Genomic DNA, 15,708 nt, shown 5'->3' with positions numbered 1-15,708 from the left:
GTCCCGTGTCACCAGTCGTCCGCCGCCCCCGCTCCGCCGTCCGGAGGCCGGTCACGATCTCGGTGGTCGCCGTCCTGCTCCTCGTCGCCGGCTACCTCGTCGCTGCGGCGGTCGTGCCGTTCGCCCCCGCGAGCGCGAGCACGACCACCTACTCGGCACCCACGACGAGCGTGCCGGACCTGCGGTTCCCCGGCTACGGTGCCACGGCGGTCGAGGCGACCGACTTCCCGGAGAGCCTCCGCACCAGCGGCGACACGAAGCCCCGGCCGATCGCGAGCATCTCGAAGATCGTCACCGCTCTCGTCGTCCTCGACGCGAAGCCTCTCGAGCGGGGCGAGCCGGGGCCCTCGATCGCGTTCAACCCGGAGATGCAGGGGTTGTACGCCAAGTACGCGGCGGTGAACGGCGAGGTCGCGCCGATGCCAGCCGGACTGAAGCTGTCCGAGTACCAGACCCTGCAGGTCATGCTGATGAAGTCGGCGAACAACTACGCAGGGGCCCTCGCCATCTGGGCGTTCGGGTCGCTGGAGGCGTACGACCGTGCCGCGGACGCGTGGCTCGACCGGCAGGGCCTCGACGACACCACGATCGAGGAGCCGACCGGCCTCGACGCGGACAACCGGTCCACCGCGACCGACCTGGTGGCGCTCGGTCAGCTCGCGCTCGCGAACCCGGTCGTGCAGCAGGTCGTCGGGACGAAGCAGGTGACCGTGCCCGGTGCGGGGCAGATCGAGAACTCGAACAAGCTCCTCGGCCTCGACGGCATCGAGGGGATCAAGACCGGCACCCTCGACGAGGCCGGCGCCTGTCTGCTGTTCGCGGCGACGTACGAGCGCGGTGGCAGGGACGTCACCGTCGTCGGCGTGATGCTCGGCGGTGTCGACCACGACTCCCTCGACGTCGACGTGCAGCGGTTGCTGCGGTCCGTGGCGGACAACTTCCAGGTGGTGACGCTCACCCACCAGGGGCAGACCTTCGGCACCTTCTCGACCCCGTGGCAGGACGAGGCCGACGCGGTCACGACGAAGGCGGCCGAGGTGCTCGTGTGGGGCAAGACCACCGTCACCGCGAAGGCGAAGCTGCAGCAGGTGACCTTCGGCACGAAGGGCGAACGGGTCGGGCAGGTCCGGTTCCGCATCTCCGACCACGACCCGGTCACGGTGCCGCTCGCGCTCGAGCGCACGATCGACGACCCCGGCGTCTGGTGGCGCTGGACGAACCCGTTCCAGGGGGCGTGACGCCCGTCGTCCGCCGACCGTAGAGTCGGTCGGGTGACGACGATGACGACGTTCCCCCGGACCACCCCCGCCGCCCTCGGCATCGATCCCGGCGGCGTGACCGCCCTGCTCGACGCCCTCGAGTCCACGCCCGACGTGGAGCCGCACAGCATCATGCTGCTCCGGCACGGCCAGGTGGCGGCCGAGGGCTGGTGGCAGCCCTACGCCGCCGACCGCGTGCACCTGCTCTACTCGTTGAGCAAGAGCTTCACCGCCGCGGGGGTCGGCATCGCCGTCCGGGCGGGCTTGATCGACCTCGACGCGACCGTGCTGTCGTACTTCCCGGAGCTCGACGCCGACGTCACGGACGAACGCAGCCGCCGCATCCGCGTCCGGCACCTGCTCGCGATGGCGAGCGGCCACCGCGAGGAGACGATCGACCGCGCCCGGGCCCTCGACCCGACGAACACCGTGCGCGGGTTCCTGCTGCTCCCGCCGGACGCGGAGCCCGGCACGGTCTTCGCCTACAACCAGCCGTGCACCTACACCCTCGCCGAGATCGTCCGGCGGGTGACCGGCGGTTCCCTCGTCGCGTGGCTCCGCCCGCACCTGCTCGACCCGCTCGGCATCGACGACCTCGCCTGGCGCCGCGACGACACCGGCGCGGAACTCGGGTACAGCGGGTGCTACGCCCCGACCGACGCGGTCGCCAAGCTCGGCCAGCTGTACCTGCAGGGCGGCGTCTGGGACGGCGAGCGGATCCTCGACGCCGACTGGGTCGAGCAGGCGACCAGCACGCAGGTCGCCAACCCGGACGAGGCCAACCCCGACTGGTCCCAGGGCTACGGCTTCCAGTTCTGGATGGCCCGTCACGGCTTCCGCGGCGACGGCGCCTACGGGCAGTTCTGCGTCGTCCTGCCGGAGCAGGACGTCGTGCTCGCGATGACCGGCCAGAGCCTCGACATGCAGGCCGTCCTCGACGCGGTCTGGGAGCACCTGCTGCCCGCCGTCGACCGCACGCCCGACGCGGGCTCGGCATCCGCCCTGGAGGCCCGGCTCGCCTCCCTGGGACTGCCCGCCGTGGACGGTGGTCCGCTGCAGGGCCTCGCCGACGTCGGTCCGCTGGCCCGCGACGGCGACGGGTGGCGGCTCACGCTCGACGTCGACGGCGGCTCCCTGTCGGTGCCGGTCGGGCAGGGGGAGTGGGCCGCCGAGGGCCCGCTCGCCGCGAGCGGTGCCGTGGCGGACGACGGGACGGTCCTGGTCGACGTGCGGTTCGTCGAGACCCCGCACCTGGCGCACGTCCGGATCGACCCCGCCACGGGATCGACGACGACGAGCTGGCAGACCGAGCCGCTGCACGACGGACCGCTCACGCTGCGGCGCCCCGCGGACTGAGGGCCTGCGGCTCCGCGGCCTCTCGTCCCTCGGCCCCGCGCCGCGTCGCGTCTACGGCGTGTCGGAGGGGTGCTCGGTCACGATCTGCAGCTCGGGTCGCTTCGCCGACAACCCGTCCCCGGACGAGGTGTGCTTGATGCGCCGGACCACCCACGGCACCAGGTACTCCCGGGCCCAGCCGAGGTCCTCGGCGCGGGCCTCGCGCCACGGCCGCGCCTCGAGCGGGTCCGGGTTGAACGGTTCGAGCCCGTGCGGCACGCCGAGGGTGTCGAGCACCGCCGCGGCGATCGTCGAGTGGCCCATCGGGGAGTGGTGCAGGCGGTCCGGAGCCCACATCCGCGGGTCCCGGAGCACCCGGAGTGCCCACGTGTTCGCCACCAGGGCGCCGTGCTTCAGGGCGATGGCGTGCAGGTTCTCGTTGTAGATCGCCGTCTTGCCGCGGACCATGCCGAGCACCGGGGTCATCCCGACGTCCGGGCCGGTGAACAGCACGACGGTGGCTCCGTCGCGGCGCAGGTCGGCGACGAGGCGGTCCACGCGCTCGGCGAGCTCGTCCGGGTCCGAGCCGGGGCGGATGATGTCGTTGCCGCCGGCGGACACCGTGATGAGGTCCGGGTGCAGGGCGACGGCGGCCTCGGCCTGCTCGTCGATGATCTGCTGCAGCAGCCGCCCGCGGATCGCGAGGTTCGCGTAGGCGAAGTCGTCAGTCTGGTGTGCGAGCACCTCGGCGACGCGGTCCGCCCAGCCGCGGTTGCCGCCCGGGACGGTGGGGTCGGGATCCCCGATCCCCTCGGTGAACGAGTCACCGATCGCGACGTACCTGGTCCAAGGATGACGATCTGACACGTTCCGGACCCTAGTCTCGTGGCATGACGAAGGCCAACACGGATGCCGTCGGCTGGTCGGTGCCGGACGAGCTGCTCGACCGCATCGCCGAGCGCGCCCCCGGCTACGACGCCGCGAACGCGTTCTGCACCGAGGACCTCGACGAGCTCCGCGCCGCCGGCTACCTGCGGATCGGTGTCCCAGTCGAGCAGGGCGGGGCGGGCCTCGGCCTCCGTGGCACCGCGCGGGTGCAGCGCGCCCTCGCCCAGGCCGCACCGGCGACGGCACTCGGCCTCGGCATGCACCAGGTGTGGGTGCAGGCGGCCCGCGCCGTACGTGCACGAGGCGAGTCGTTCCTCCAGGCCGTCACCGACCACGCTGCGGACGACCACCTGCTCGCCTTCGGGGTGAGCGAACCCGGCAACGACGCCGTGCTGTTCGACTCGTCGACGACGGCGGAGCCGGACGGCGACGGCGGGTACCGGTTCACCGGCACGAAGGTGTTCACGTCCCTCGCACCGGCGTGGGACGTGATGAGCGTCTTCGGCAAGGACACCTCGGGTCCGGAGCCACGGCTCGTGCACGGGTTCGTCCTGCGGTCCGACGGCGACGTCGAGCACCTGGACGACTGGGACACGCTCGGGATGCGCGCGACGCAGAGCCGCACCACGAAGCTGCACGGCGTGCACGTCCCCGTCGACCGCATCGTCCGGTCGCTGCCGGTCGGGCCGAACCAGGACCCGCTCGTGTTCGGGATCTTCGCGTCGTTCGAGCTCCTCATCGCGTCGGTGTACGCCGGGGTCGCGGAGCGCGCGATCACGCTCGCGACGGCCGCCGTGGCGGGGCGCACCGCGGCCAACGGCACCAGGCGGTCGCAGGACCCCGACGTGCGTCGGGCGATCGCCGACCTGCGCAGTGCGGTCGACGCGATCACGCTGCAGGTCGACTCGCTGGCGCGGTCGGTCGACGAGCTCGACGACCTCGGAGCCCGCTGGTTCCCGCTGCTCGTCGGCACCAAGGCCCGGGCCGTGGACACCGCGCAGCACGTCGTGGACGAGGCCATGCGCGTCGTCGGCGGCTCGGCGTTCCGGTCGTCGAGCGAGCTGGCGCGGCTGGCGCGTGACGTCCGCGCGGGGCAGTACCACCCGTCGTCGCGGGACTCCGCGGCGCGGACGATCGCCGCGTCGGTGCTCGGCCCGCTCGGCTGAGCGCTGCGCGCGCACCGTGCGAGGCGCTGCGCTCCGGGGCACTCCGGCGCACTCCGGTGCGAGGTTCCGCACGTGGTGGCATCCGCGCCCCCTCGCACCACGTCCGGAACCTCGCACCGTCCGATCGCGATCGGCCCCGGGCACGGCGATGTCGGCGGCGCCTGGCATCATCTCGGTGTGAGCAAGCAGGACGGACGGAACCGCCTCGTCTCCGACGCACCGGTGGACGACGTCTCGGCGACCGTGCTGCACGTCGACATGGACGCCTTCTTCGCCTCCGTCGAACTGCTCGACCGCCCCGACCTCGTGGGTCTGCCGGTCATCGTCGGGCACGACTCCGACCGCTCCGTCGTCACCGCCGCCACCTACGAAGCCCGTCGCTACGGCGTCAACTCGGCGATGCCGATGGCCGTCGCCAAGCGCCGCTGCCCGAACGCCGTCATCGTCGAACCGCACTTCGAGAAGTACCGGGCGCAGTCCGCCGCGGTGATGGCGATCTTCGACCGGTTCACCCCGCGGGTCGAGCGCCTCGGCATCGACGAGGCGTTCCTCGACGTCGCCGGCGCCCTCCGGCTGTACGGCACCCCGTGGCAGATCGGCCAGGCCATCCGCCGCACGGTCCTCGCCGAGACCGGTCTGCACTGCTCCGTCGGTGCGGCGTCGACCAAGTTCGTCGCGAAGCTCGCCTCCAGCCGGTCGAAGCCCGACGGCCTGCTCGTGGTCCCCGCCGCCGACACCGTGGCGTTCCTGCACCCGCAGCCGGTGTCCGCGCTCTGGGGTGTGGGCGGCAAGACGCAGGAGACGCTCGAACGCCGGGGCATCCGCACGGTCGGCGACCTGGCGAACACCCCGCTCGGGTCACTGGTGTCGGCACTCGGCCCGGCCGGCGGGCAGCGGCTGCACGACCTGTCCTGGGGCCGCGACCCCCGCGTGGTCGACACCGGCGTCGGCGAGAAGTCGATCGGGCACGAGGTCACGTTCGGCCGCGACCTGACCGAGCGCGACGACGTCGCCCGCGAACTCCTTCGCCTGGCCGACAAGGTCGCCGTCCGCCTGCGCCAGGCCGACGTGCAGGCCCGGACCGTGGCACTCAAGGTCCGCTACACCGACTTCACCACCCTGACCCGGTCGCGCACCCTGGCGGAGCCCACCGACGTCGCGAAGCGCCTGCACCGCGAAGCCGTCGAGCTGTACGACGTGCTGCACCGACCGGGCAACCAGATCCGGCTGATCGGGGTGCGCGGCGAGAACCTCGTGCCCGCGGCCGCGAGCAACGCCCTGTGGGACGACGACGCGCCGTGGCGTGACACCGAGACCACGGTCGACGCGGTCGCCGCACGCTTCGGCGCCGGCGTGCTGCGACCGGCATCCCTGGTCCGCCGGACCCCTGACGGCGGCGTCCCGCACGCTCGGCAGGACTGACGGTGGCGGTAGAATCGGGTTCAGTGAGCGCAGCGGAGTACGAAGACCAGCAGCCCGCCACGCTGTGGGCGGAGTCGGGTGACGACCAGTCCGGCGCAGGCGGATCGTCGTCGACGCACGACGGCAGCCCGGCGCACCAAACCCCGGCACACGAGACGGCGCAGGCGCAGGGTGACGCCGCCCGTGACGAAGCCGATGCCGCGGCGCTGGCCGAAGCGGCCGGCAACTCGGCCGTCCAGCACCTGTCGCCGGCGTTCCCGGACCGGGCCGCCTGGGGCACGGCGTCGAAGCTCCGCGCCTGGCAGATCGAAGCGCTCACGAAGTACTTCGAGAAGGAACCCCGCGACTTCCTCACTGCCGCGACCCCCGGCGCCGGCAAGACCACCTTCGCGCTGCGGCTGGCGACCGAGCTCCTCGCCCGCGGCACCGTCGACCGCATCGTCGTCGTGGCCCCGACGGAGCACCTGAAGCGCCAGTGGGCCGACTCCGCCGACCGTGTCGGCATCCGGATCGACCCGATGTTCAAGAACGGCGACGGCATGTTCGGCCGGCATTACCAGGGCGTCGCGATCACGTACGCCCAGGTCGGCATGAACCCCGAGGTGCACAAGCGCATCACCGAGGGCGGCCGCACCCTGGTCGTCCTCGACGAGGTCCACCACGGTGGCGACGCCCTGACGTGGGGCGACGGCATCAGAGAAGCGTTCTCCGGCGCCACCCGGCGGCTCTCGCTGTCGGGGACGCCGTTCCGGTCCGACACCGCACCGATCCCGTTCGTGCAGTACGCCCCCGACGAGCAGGGCATCCGCACCTCGATCTCCGACTACAACTACGGCTACGGCCGAGCCCTGAAGGACGGCGTCGTCCGCCCGGTGCTGTTCATGGCCTACGCCGGACAGATGCGCTGGAAGACCCGGATGGGCGACGAGATGTCGGCCTCCCTGGGTGAGCAGGTCACGAAGGACATCACGGCCCAGGCCTGGCGCACCGCGCTGTCACCCGAGGGCGAGTGGATGCCGGCCGTGCTCTCCGCCGCCGACAAGCGCCTGACCGAGGTCCGTCGCGGTGTGCCCGACGCCGGCGGCCTCGTCATCGCCACCGACACCACCACGGCGCGCGCCTACGCCCGGATCCTGCAGCAGATCACGGGGGAGCGTCCCACCGTGGTGCTGTCCGACGAAGCCGCCGGGTCGAGCCGCATCAGCGCGTTCGCCGAGGACACTTCGCGCTGGATGGTCGCCGTCCGCATGGTCTCCGAGGGCGTCGACGTCCCGCGGCTCTGCGTCGGCGTGTACGCCACGAGCGCGAGCACGCCGCTGTTCTTCGCCCAGGTGATCGGCCGCTTCGTGCGTGCCCGTCGCCGCGGTGAGACCGCGAGTGTCTTCCTGCCGAGCGTCCCCGGCCTGATGGCCCTCGCCGCCACCCTCGAGCTCGAGCGCGATCACGCCCTCGACCGCCCGAAGGACGCCGACGACGGCATGTACAACCCCGAAGACGCGATGGTCGCCGAGGCCAACAAGGAAGACCGCGCGTCCGAGAGCCTGCTCGAGGTCCAGCCGTTCGAGGCGCTCGACTCGCAGGCGTCGTTCGACCGCGTCCTCTACGACGGCGGTGAGTTCGGCACCGGCGGCGAGGTCGGTTCCCTCGAGGAGCTCGACTTCATCGGCATCCCCGGGCTGCTCGAACCCGACCAGGTGCGCGACCTCCTGCGCGCCCGGCAGGCCACCCAGGCCAAGCGGTCCAAGGGCCGCACGGCCAAGGACGGCATGCCGAAGGCGCCCGAGCCCGACCGCCCGATGTACATGACGATCAAGGAGCAGCGCACCGAGCTCGCCCGGCTCGTGTCGATCTGGTCCCGGCACTCGAACGAACCGCACGGTGCGATCCACGCCGAACTCCGGCGGATCAGCGGTGGCCCGGCCGTGGCGCAGGCGAGCATCGAGCAGATCCAGAAGCGCATCGACATCCTGCGCTCCCGCATCGGCGGGCGACGGTGACCGCGGCGTGATCGAGCCGGTCGACGACCGCACCTGGTACGTCAAGCGCGACCCCGAGGCGTCACCCGAGGCGATCATCGACCGCTTCGGCGGCGGCTACCGACTGCGCCGCTTCTCGCTCACCGAGTCCCGCCGCACCCCGCACGGGGTGTTCACGGGGCCCGAACTGGCCGAGACCGCGTGGTGGCGGCTCCGCGACAGGCCGCGGAACTCATGACGCGCCAAGCCAAAGTCCGGTAGACCGGAGGAATGGCAGACTCGATCCCTCACGTCCTCGTCCTCGGCGGCGGCTCCGCTGGCTACACCACGGTCAAGCAGCTCCAGAAGCACGCGGCCACGGTGCCCATGCGCATCACCCTGGTGGACCAGAACACCTACTACACGTACCTGCCGTTCCTGCCCGAGGTCGCCGGTGGCCACATCGCGCCGAAGGACGTCACCGTCGAGCTGCGCCGTGCACTGCGCAAGACCCGGGTGATCCAGGGCAAGGTCACCGCGATCTCCTCGGCCGACAAGACCGTCTCGATCGCGACCGCCGGCGGCGACGACCGCACCCTCGGCTACGACCACCTCGTCGTCGCCCTCGGTTCCGTCACCCGCACCTTCCCGACCCCCGGGCTCGAGGAGTACGGCGTCGGCTTCAAGAGCGTCGAAGAGGCCGCCTACGTGCGCGCCAAGCTCCTCGACAACATCGCGAAGGCCGCTGCCACCCGCGACGAGGACGAGCGTCGCCGTCTGCTGACCAGCGTCTTCGTCGGCGGTGGCTACACCGGCGTCGAGGCGATCGGCGAGCTGTTCGACGTGTCGCAGGCCGCCATCAAGACCTACCCGTCGCTCGCCGGCGAGCAGCCCCGCTGGGTGCTCATCGACGCCCTCGACCGCGTCGCGCCCGAGGTCGGCCCCGAGCTGTCCAAGTGGACCCTCGAGTCGCTCCGTGCCCGTGGCATCGACGTCCGCCTGAAGACCACCATGCCGAGCGCCGAGGGCGGCGTCGTCAAGTTCTCCGACGGCGACGAGTTCGCCACCGGTCTGCTCGTCTGGACCGCGGGCGTCAAGCCGAACCCGCTCCTCGACGCCTCCGACCTGCCGCGCGGGCCGAAGGGCCACCTCGCCGCGAACGCGAAGCTCCAGGTCGAGGCCGAGGACACCCACCAGGTCGTCGAGGGCGTCTGGGGTCTCGGTGACGTCGCGCAGGTGCCCGACCTGACCGCCGACAAGCAGCCGGCGTTCTACCCGCCGAACGCGCAGAACGCCGTGCGTCAGGCCGTGGTCGCCGCCGACAACATCGTCGCGACCATCACCGGCAAGCCGCTCGAAGAGTACCGCCACCCCTCCATCGGCACCGTCGCGTCGTACGGTGTCGGCAAGGGTGCCGCGAACATCAAGGGCATCAAGATGACCAACCTGCTCGCGTGGCTCGCGCACCGCGCGTACCACGTGTACGCGATGCCGACCCTGAACCGGAAGGCCCGCATCATCATCGGCTGGATCACCGGTGCCGTGTCGGGTCGCGACGCGACCTCGCTCATCAAGGAAACCGACCCGCGACGCAACTTCGTCGAGGCGTCGAAGAGCTAGACGCACCCACAGATCGGACGGGAGGCGCGGTGCCAGCTGGCACCGCGCCTCCCGTCCGTCTGTGCGGACGTCCACCGCCTGTCCGCCATCTGCGGTCCTGTGTCCGTTCCAACGTGGCGCGCGCCAGCGTGGACGCGACGAACGAGAGGAGCGTCCATGCGCGCCATGACGTACCGCGGCCCCTACCGGGTCCGCGTCGAGGAAAAACCGGACCCCCGGATCGAACACCCGAACGACGCGATCGTCAGGGTGGAACGGGCGGCGATCTGCGGGTCGGACCTGCACCTGTACCACGGCATGTTGCCCGACACCCGGGTCGGGCACACGTTCGGCCACGAGTTCATCGGGGTCGTCGAGCAGATCGGCTCGTCCGTCGAGACCCTGTCGGTCGGGGACCGCGTGATGGTCCCGTTCAACATCTTCTGCGGGACGTGCTGGTTCTGCGCCCGCGGACTCTTCGCGAACTGCCACAACGTGAACCCGAACGCGACCGCGGTCGGCGGGATCTACGGGTACTCGCACACCACCGGCGGGTACGACGGCGGGCAGGCGGAGCGCGTGCGGGTGCCGTTCGCCGACGTCGGACCGCAGGTGATCCCGGACTGGCTCGACGACGACGACGCCCTCCTCATGACGGACGCACTGAGCACCGGGTACTTCGGGGCGCAGCTGGCGTCGATCCGCGAGGGCGACACCGTCGTGGTGCTCGGTGCCGGGCCGGTCGGACTGTTCTCCGCGGCGTCGGCGTGGTTCATGGGAGCCGGCCGGGTGATCGTCGTCGACCAGCTCGAGTACCGGCTCGAGAAAGCCCGGAGCTTCGCGCACGCCGAGACGATCAACTTCGCCGAGGTCGACGACGTCGTGCTCGAGATGAAGAAGCAGACCGACTTCCTGGGGGCGGACAGCGTGATCGACGCCGTCGGAGCCGAGGCGGACGGCAACTTCACCCAGCAGGTCACCGCCTCGAAGCTGAAGCTGCAGGGCGGTTCCCCGACGGCGCTCAACTGGGCGATCGACGGCGTCCGCAAGGGCGGCACGGTCTCGGCGATCGGCGCGTACGGGCCGATCCCGAGCGCGGTGAAGTTCGGTGACGCGATGAACAAGGGCGTCACGATCCACACGAACCAGGCGCACGTGAAGCGCCAGTGGCCGCGGTTGCTCGAGCACATCCAGGCCGGGCACTTCAAGCCCAGCGACATCATCACGCACCGCATCCCCCTCGAGCACATCGCCGAGGGCTACCACCTGTTCTCGTCCAAGCTCGACGGTTGCATCAAGACCGTCGTCGTGCCGTGAGGAGGCCCGACGTGTCCGACCACACCCCGTACATCGCCGATCCACCCCGACGGGTGCCGTCCGCCGAGGAGCTCCGTGCCCGCATCCCGGGGTGGGGGAGCGACCTCGACCCGGCAGACCGGCCGTCCGTGCCGAAGCTCTCGCGCGAGGCCGGCGCCGCGACCGGTGCCCACTGGGACGTCCCGTCGCAGCAGCCCGGCGCTGCCGGCCGTGAGCGGTCGATCGAGCACGCGCACGTCACGCCGGTGTTCGGCACCGCGCAGCCGCTCCGAGGGGTGCCGGGAGCGGTGCGGCGCCTGGCGTACGCGAGGTTCAGCGAGGGCCGGCTGGCGCACTGGATGCTGCTCGTCGTCGGGGACCGCCTGGACGTCGCGACGCACCGGGTGACCGATGCGCTCCGGGGTCGGCCGGACCGGGTGATCAGCGAGACCGGCGTCGCGGCGGAGCGTGGGAGCCACCCCGTTGCGTCGCGCCTGGGGTCGAGTCGGTCGGACTGGCGGCACCAGGTGCTCGACCCGGTGGTCGCGAACTGGGGCTGGCTCGCGGCGCTCGGTGCCGTGGTGCTGGTGGTGCGGCGGGTGCGCCGCTCGCGCTGACCGCGCGCGCCGCCGGGCTTGCACCTTGGTGCGACGTTGCCCACTCGGTGCGACCTTGTTCCGTCACACGGAGTGCGCAACGTCGCACCGGCCCGTGACGTGCGCACGTTCCGGCCTGGAGGCGCGCTGCGGCCCTGCCCCGCGCCTCCAGTCCGCACGTCCCGCGTCCACAGCCCCCACCTGCCCCGCCCCCGCTCGCCCCGAGCGCAGCGAAGTGGCACGTGGTCGCCCTGAGCGCAGCGAAGTGGCGCCCCGGAGGCGGTGACGCCCTGAGCGCAGCGATGGCGGCACTCGCCGGGAAGACACAACAGAAAATGCCCCCCGACCGAAAGGTCAGGGGGCATGCATTTCCTGTGTCCGAGAGGGGACTTGAACCCCTACGCCCTAATACGGGCACTAGCACCTCAAGCTAGCGCGTCTACCAATTCCGCCACCCGGACAGGGTGTCTGGTGTCTGTTTCCCGGGTTGAACCCGGCGTTCCTGCCGAGAGAAGACACTAGCACGGGTCTGAACGCGCGATGAACACGGTCGCGCATCCCGGGCGAGTCCTGTGTGTCGGGCTTCGGCGTCGGGGTCGGTGCCGACCGATACCGTGGAGCCATGACGAACCCGGAGCCCTCCGAGCCGCAGTCCGTGCCCGAGCTCGAGGCCACCGCGGCGATCGCCCGCGACCTCATCCGCATCGACACGACGAACTGGGGCGAGGGGAAGTCCCGTGGGGAGACCGAGGCGGCCCACTACGTCGAGGACAAGCTCCGCGCGCTGGGTATCGAGCCGCAGTTGTTCGAGTCCGAGCCGGACCGGGTGAGCGTCGTGGCGCGGGTGCCCGGCCGGAACCGTGACAAGCCGGCGCTCGTGGTGCACGGGCACCTCGACGTCGTGCCGGCCGACCCGGCGAACTGGTCGGTCGACCCGTTCGGTGGCGTGGTCAAGGACGGATCGCTGTGGGGTCGGGGGGCCGTCGACATGAAGAACATGGACGCGATGATGCTCACGTCGCTGGCCGACGTCATCGAGCAGCACGGTGCGCCGGAGCGTGACCTGGTGATCGCGTACTTCGCCGACGAAGAGGCCGGGGGAGTCCTGGGTTCCCACCACGTGGTCGACCAGCACCCGGAGGTCTTCGCGGGGGCGTCGGCGGCGATCAGCGAGGTCGGCGGGTACTCGATCACGCTCGGTGACCGTCGCGCCTACCTGTTGCAGACCGGCGAGAAGGCGCTCATGTGGGTGAAGCTGATCGCGCGCGGCACCGCCGCCCACGGCTCGCACGTGATCCGCGACAACGCCGTGACGAAGCTCGCGGCGGCGGTCGCCCGGATCGGCAGCGAGGAGTGGCCCGTCCGGCTCTCGGCCACGACGGACGCGATGGTCGCCGAGGTGGCGCGGTTCCTCGGGGTCGACCCGACGGTGACCGGCCCGGACGAGGTCGCCCTGGCCACCGGCTCGGCGTCGCGGTTCATCCACGCCGCGCTGCACACCACGTCGAACCCGACGGTGCTGACCGCCGGCTACAAGCACAACGTGATCCCGGACACCGCCGAGGCCCTGGTGGACATCCGCTGCCTGCCGGGTGACGAGGAGACCGTGCTCGAGCGTGTGCGGGAGCTCGCCGGACCCGACGTCGAGGTGGTCATGTCGTTCCGCGACATCGGCCTCGAGCAGGACTTCGGTGGCCCGCTGGTCGACGCCGTCCGCGACGTCCTCGGCCGGCACGACCCGGGCGCACCGGTCCTGCCGTACCTGCTGTCCGGCGGCACCGACAACAAGGCGCTCTCGACGCTCGGCATCGCGGGATACGGGTTCGTGCCGCTGCAGCTGCCGGCCGGTGTCGACTTCCCCGCGATGTTCCACGGCGTGGACGAGCGGGTGCCGCTCGACTCGCTGGCGTTCGGTCGGCGGGTGCTGGCCGACCTGCTCGCCACGTACTGATATTGTTCATGGTCGCCGTCGTGGCGGTGCCCTGACCGACCTCCCCCCCCCTGAAAGGCCCGTGCGATGCACATCCTCGAGGCGATCTTCCTCGGCTTCGTCCAGGGGCTCACCGAGTTCCTGCCAGTGTCCTCCAGCGCGCACCTGCGCATCGTCGGGCTCTTCCTGCCCGACGCGAAGGACCCCGGTGCGGCCTTCACCGCCGTGACGCAGCTCGGCACCGAGACCGCGGTGCTCATCTACTTCTGGAAGGACATCACCCGGATAATCGGGCGGTGGTTCCGGTCGGTGGTCAAGCGTGACGTGCCGAAGGGCGACCCCGACGTCCGCCTCGGCTGGCTGGTGATCCTCGGCACGATCCCGATCGGGGTCGCCGGGCTCCTGCTCAAGGACTCGATCGAGACCACGTTCCGGTCCCTCTGGATCGTCGCGATCGTCCTCATCGTCTTCGGTGTCGTGCTCGGGGTGCTCGACCGTGTCGGCCGCAAGGAGCGGCGCATCGAGCAGATGACGTTCCGCGGTGGTCTGCTCATCGGCCTGGCGCAGATGCTCGCCCTGGTGCCCGGTGTGTCCCGTTCCGGTGCGACCGTGTCGATGGGGCTCGCCCTCGGGTACACCCGGCCGGCCGCTGCGCGCTTCGCGTTCCTGCTGGCGATCCCGGCGGTGTTCCTGTCCGGGTTCTACGAGGCCGCGACGAGCCTCGGCGACCACGGTTCGCCGTTCGGACTCGCCGACACGCTCATCGCCACCGTCGTCGCGTTCGTGGTCGGGTTCGTCGTGATCGCGGCGTTCATGAACTACATCAGCAAGCGCAGCTTCATGCCCTTCGTCGTCTACCGGATCGCACTCGGTATCGTGCTCATCGTGTTGTTGTCGCTCGGAGTGATCCAGCCGTGAGGGCCTGGCAGGCCCCATCCGTCCCCGACGTCCCCGGCGCCGCGCCCCGACCGGTCGTCCACGACACCGCAACGGGCAAGCCGGTGGACCCCGCCCGCGACGAGGACCGCGCTGCGCTGTACGTCTGCGGCATCACGCCGTACGACGCCACGCACCTCGGCCATGCGGCGACCTACCTGGCGTTCGACACGCTCGGCCGCGCCTGGCGTGACGCGGGGCTCGACGTCGAGTACGCGCAGAACGTCACCGACGTGGACGACCCGCTGCTCGAGCGTGCCGCCCGCGACGGCGTCGACTGGCGTGCCCTGGCGGCTGAGCAGGTCGACCTGTTCCGCCGCGACATGGAGTCGCTGCGGATCCTGCCGCCGGACGACTTCGTGGCCGTCACCGACGAGGTCGAGCGCGTCGCCGAGGCGGTCTCGTTCCTGCAGGAGTCCGGCTACGCGTACGAGGTCCCGACCGACGGCGCCGAGGGCGACGACCTGTACTTCGACGTGAACCGCCCCACCGACGCGTGGACCCTCGGTGACGAGAGCGGCCTGGACCGCGAGACGATGCTCGCCCTCGCTGCCGAACGCGGCGGCGACCCGGAACGTCCGGGCAAGCGGGATCCGCTCGACCCGCTGCTGTGGCGCGCCGCGCGCGACGGCGAACCGGCCTGGGACACCGAGATCGGCCCCGGTCGCCCCGGCTGGCACATCGAGTGCAGCGTCATCGCCGGTGACCGCCTCGGGCTGCCGATCAGCGTGCAGGGCGGCGGGAGCGACCTCGTCTTCCCGCACCACGAGATGAGCGCCGGGCACGCCGCCGCCCTCGCGCACCAGCCCCTCGCGAACGCCTTCGTGCACACCGGGATGATCGCCTACCAGGGCACGAAGATCTCGAAGTCGCTCGGCAACCTGGTCACCGTGCGCGGGCTGCTCGACGACGGCGCCGACCCCCGGGCCATCCGGCTCGCACTGCTGTCGCACAAGTACTCCGACGACTGGGAGTGGTTCGACACCGAGCTGACGAGCGCCCAGACCCGGCTCGCCGGCTGGGACGCCTGGGCCTCGGGAGCCTCCGCCGGGCACGCCGACGACGCAGCGGACGTCGCGGCACGAATCCGCGCACGGGTCTCCGACGACCTCGACACCCCCGGTGCCGTCGCCGCGGTCGACACCGCGATCGCGGGCGGTACGGCGTGCACGGCGGAACTCCTCGACCTGATCGACGCGCTGCTCGGCATCCGCCTGGCCTGACCTCGGCGCACGGGCCGTCGCGCCGGTGCTGTGACCGTCCGCGGAGTGGCCGCGACACGTCGCGTGCGTGCCGCCGAGGGGTCAGGAACTGTCGCCCGGGCGG

At 71.6% G+C, this 15,708-nt stretch carries 13 protein-coding genes and 1 tRNA gene; 12 read left to right on the top strand and 2 right to left on the bottom strand.

Annotated features, from left to right (window positions below):
• Positions 1-5: 5 nt before the first annotated feature.
• Positions 6-1,238 (top strand): D-alanyl-D-alanine carboxypeptidase family protein, encoded by a 1,233-nt coding sequence (locus BR70_RS0108075; protein WP_081827297.1) that lies wholly within the window; start codon positions 6-8, stop codon positions 1,236-1,238.
• A gap of 42 nt (positions 1,239-1,280) precedes the next feature.
• Complete coding sequence (locus BR70_RS0108070) at positions 1,281-2,615, top strand: serine hydrolase domain-containing protein (RefSeq protein ID WP_035808570.1); 1,335 nt, start codon at positions 1,281-1,283, stop codon at positions 2,613-2,615.
• A 51-nt stretch (positions 2,616-2,666) separates the two neighbouring features.
• Here the strand turns inward: BR70_RS0108070 and BR70_RS20100 are convergent, their stop codons facing one another.
• Complete coding sequence (locus BR70_RS20100; RefSeq protein ID WP_035808312.1) at positions 2,667-3,461, bottom strand: SGNH/GDSL hydrolase family protein; 795 nt, start codon at positions 3,459-3,461, stop codon at positions 2,667-2,669.
• A gap of 23 nt (positions 3,462-3,484) precedes the next feature.
• Here BR70_RS20100 and BR70_RS0108060 point away from each other — a divergent pair, with 23 nt between their 5' ends.
• From BR70_RS0108060 to BR70_RS0108030, 7 genes are all read left to right on the top strand, one after another.
• Complete coding sequence (locus BR70_RS0108060) at positions 3,485-4,648, top strand: acyl-CoA dehydrogenase family protein (RefSeq protein WP_027465654.1); 1,164 nt, start codon at positions 3,485-3,487, stop codon at positions 4,646-4,648.
• Positions 4,649-4,825: 177 nt separating this feature from the next.
• Positions 4,826-6,070, top strand: a complete 1,245-nt coding sequence (dinB, locus tag BR70_RS0108055) for a DNA polymerase IV (RefSeq protein WP_027465653.1) — start codon at positions 4,826-4,828, stop codon at positions 6,068-6,070.
• A 206-nt stretch (positions 6,071-6,276) separates the two neighbouring features.
• The gene (locus BR70_RS0108050; protein ID WP_027465652.1) at positions 6,277-8,067 is read left to right on the top strand and encodes a DEAD/DEAH box helicase; all 1,791 of its coding nucleotides are present in this window, start codon (positions 6,277-6,279) and stop codon (positions 8,065-8,067) included.
• Between the two features lie 7 nt (positions 8,068-8,074).
• The gene (locus BR70_RS0108045; protein WP_017887301.1) at positions 8,075-8,284 is read left to right on the top strand and encodes a hypothetical protein; all 210 of its coding nucleotides are present in this window, start codon (positions 8,075-8,077) and stop codon (positions 8,282-8,284) included.
• 32 nt (positions 8,285-8,316) lie between these two features.
• A complete protein-coding gene (locus BR70_RS0108040) occupies positions 8,317-9,645 on the top strand; it encodes an NAD(P)/FAD-dependent oxidoreductase (RefSeq protein WP_027465651.1) in 1,329 nt (442 codons plus the stop codon).
• Between the two features lie 156 nt (positions 9,646-9,801).
• Entirely contained in the window at positions 9,802-10,941 is a 1,140-nt protein-coding gene (locus tag BR70_RS0108035) for a zinc-dependent alcohol dehydrogenase (RefSeq protein WP_027465650.1), read from the top strand.
• Between the two features lie 11 nt (positions 10,942-10,952).
• On the top strand, positions 10,953-11,537 hold the full coding sequence (locus BR70_RS0108030; RefSeq protein ID WP_035808310.1) for a hypothetical protein: 585 nt from the start codon (positions 10,953-10,955) through the stop codon (positions 11,535-11,537).
• Positions 11,538-11,891: 354 nt separating this feature from the next.
• Here BR70_RS0108030 and BR70_RS0108025 read toward each other — a convergent pair.
• Positions 11,892-11,977 (bottom strand) — tRNA-Leu (locus BR70_RS0108025).
• A 161-nt stretch (positions 11,978-12,138) separates the two neighbouring features.
• On the opposite strand from BR70_RS0108025, the gene BR70_RS0108020 reads away from it, so the two are divergent.
• The 3 genes from BR70_RS0108020 to mshC all read left to right on the top strand — a co-directional run bounded on the left by BR70_RS0108020 (position 12,139) and on the right by mshC (position 15,605).
• Positions 12,139-13,467 (top strand): M20/M25/M40 family metallo-hydrolase, encoded by a 1,329-nt coding sequence (locus tag BR70_RS0108020; protein WP_027465648.1) that lies wholly within the window; start codon positions 12,139-12,141, stop codon positions 13,465-13,467.
• 66 nt (positions 13,468-13,533) lie between these two features.
• On the top strand, positions 13,534-14,364 hold the full coding sequence (locus tag BR70_RS0108015) for an undecaprenyl-diphosphate phosphatase (protein ID WP_027465647.1): 831 nt from the start codon (positions 13,534-13,536) through the stop codon (positions 14,362-14,364).
• On the top strand, positions 14,361-15,605 hold the full coding sequence (mshC, locus tag BR70_RS0108010; protein ID WP_027465646.1) for a cysteine--1-D-myo-inosityl 2-amino-2-deoxy-alpha-D-glucopyranoside ligase: 1,245 nt from the start codon (positions 14,361-14,363) through the stop codon (positions 15,603-15,605). The genes BR70_RS0108015 and mshC overlap by 4 nt, the downstream gene beginning before the upstream one ends.
• Positions 15,606-15,708: the final 103 nt, after the last annotated feature.

Source organism: Curtobacterium sp. UNCCL17 (assembly GCF_000686685.1).
Taxonomy (GTDB): domain Bacteria; phylum Actinomycetota; class Actinomycetes; order Actinomycetales; family Microbacteriaceae; genus Curtobacterium; species Curtobacterium flaccumfaciens.
The sequence above is the reverse complement of the archived record's forward strand: the minus strand, read 5'-3'. Positions and strand labels throughout refer to the sequence as shown.

Bases quoted from the DNA above. Each gene is read 5' to 3' on its own strand.
- BR70_RS0108035 (WP_027465650.1), top strand. From the start codon at position 9,802: ATGCGCGCCATGACGTACCGCGGCCCCTACCGGGTCCGCGTCGAGGAA.
- BR70_RS0108070 (WP_035808570.1), top strand. From the start codon at position 1,281: ATGACGACGTTCCCCCGGACCACCCCCGCCGCCCTCGGCATCGATCCC.
- BR70_RS0108060 (WP_027465654.1), top strand. From the start codon at position 3,485: ATGACGAAGGCCAACACGGATGCCGTCGGCTGGTCGGTGCCGGACGAG.
- BR70_RS0108015 (WP_027465647.1), top strand. From the start codon at position 13,534: ATGCACATCCTCGAGGCGATCTTCCTCGGCTTCGTCCAGGGGCTCACC.
- BR70_RS0108020 (WP_027465648.1), top strand. From the start codon at position 12,139: ATGACGAACCCGGAGCCCTCCGAGCCGCAGTCCGTGCCCGAGCTCGAG.
- BR70_RS0108040 (WP_027465651.1), top strand. From the start codon at position 8,317: ATGGCAGACTCGATCCCTCACGTCCTCGTCCTCGGCGGCGGCTCCGCT.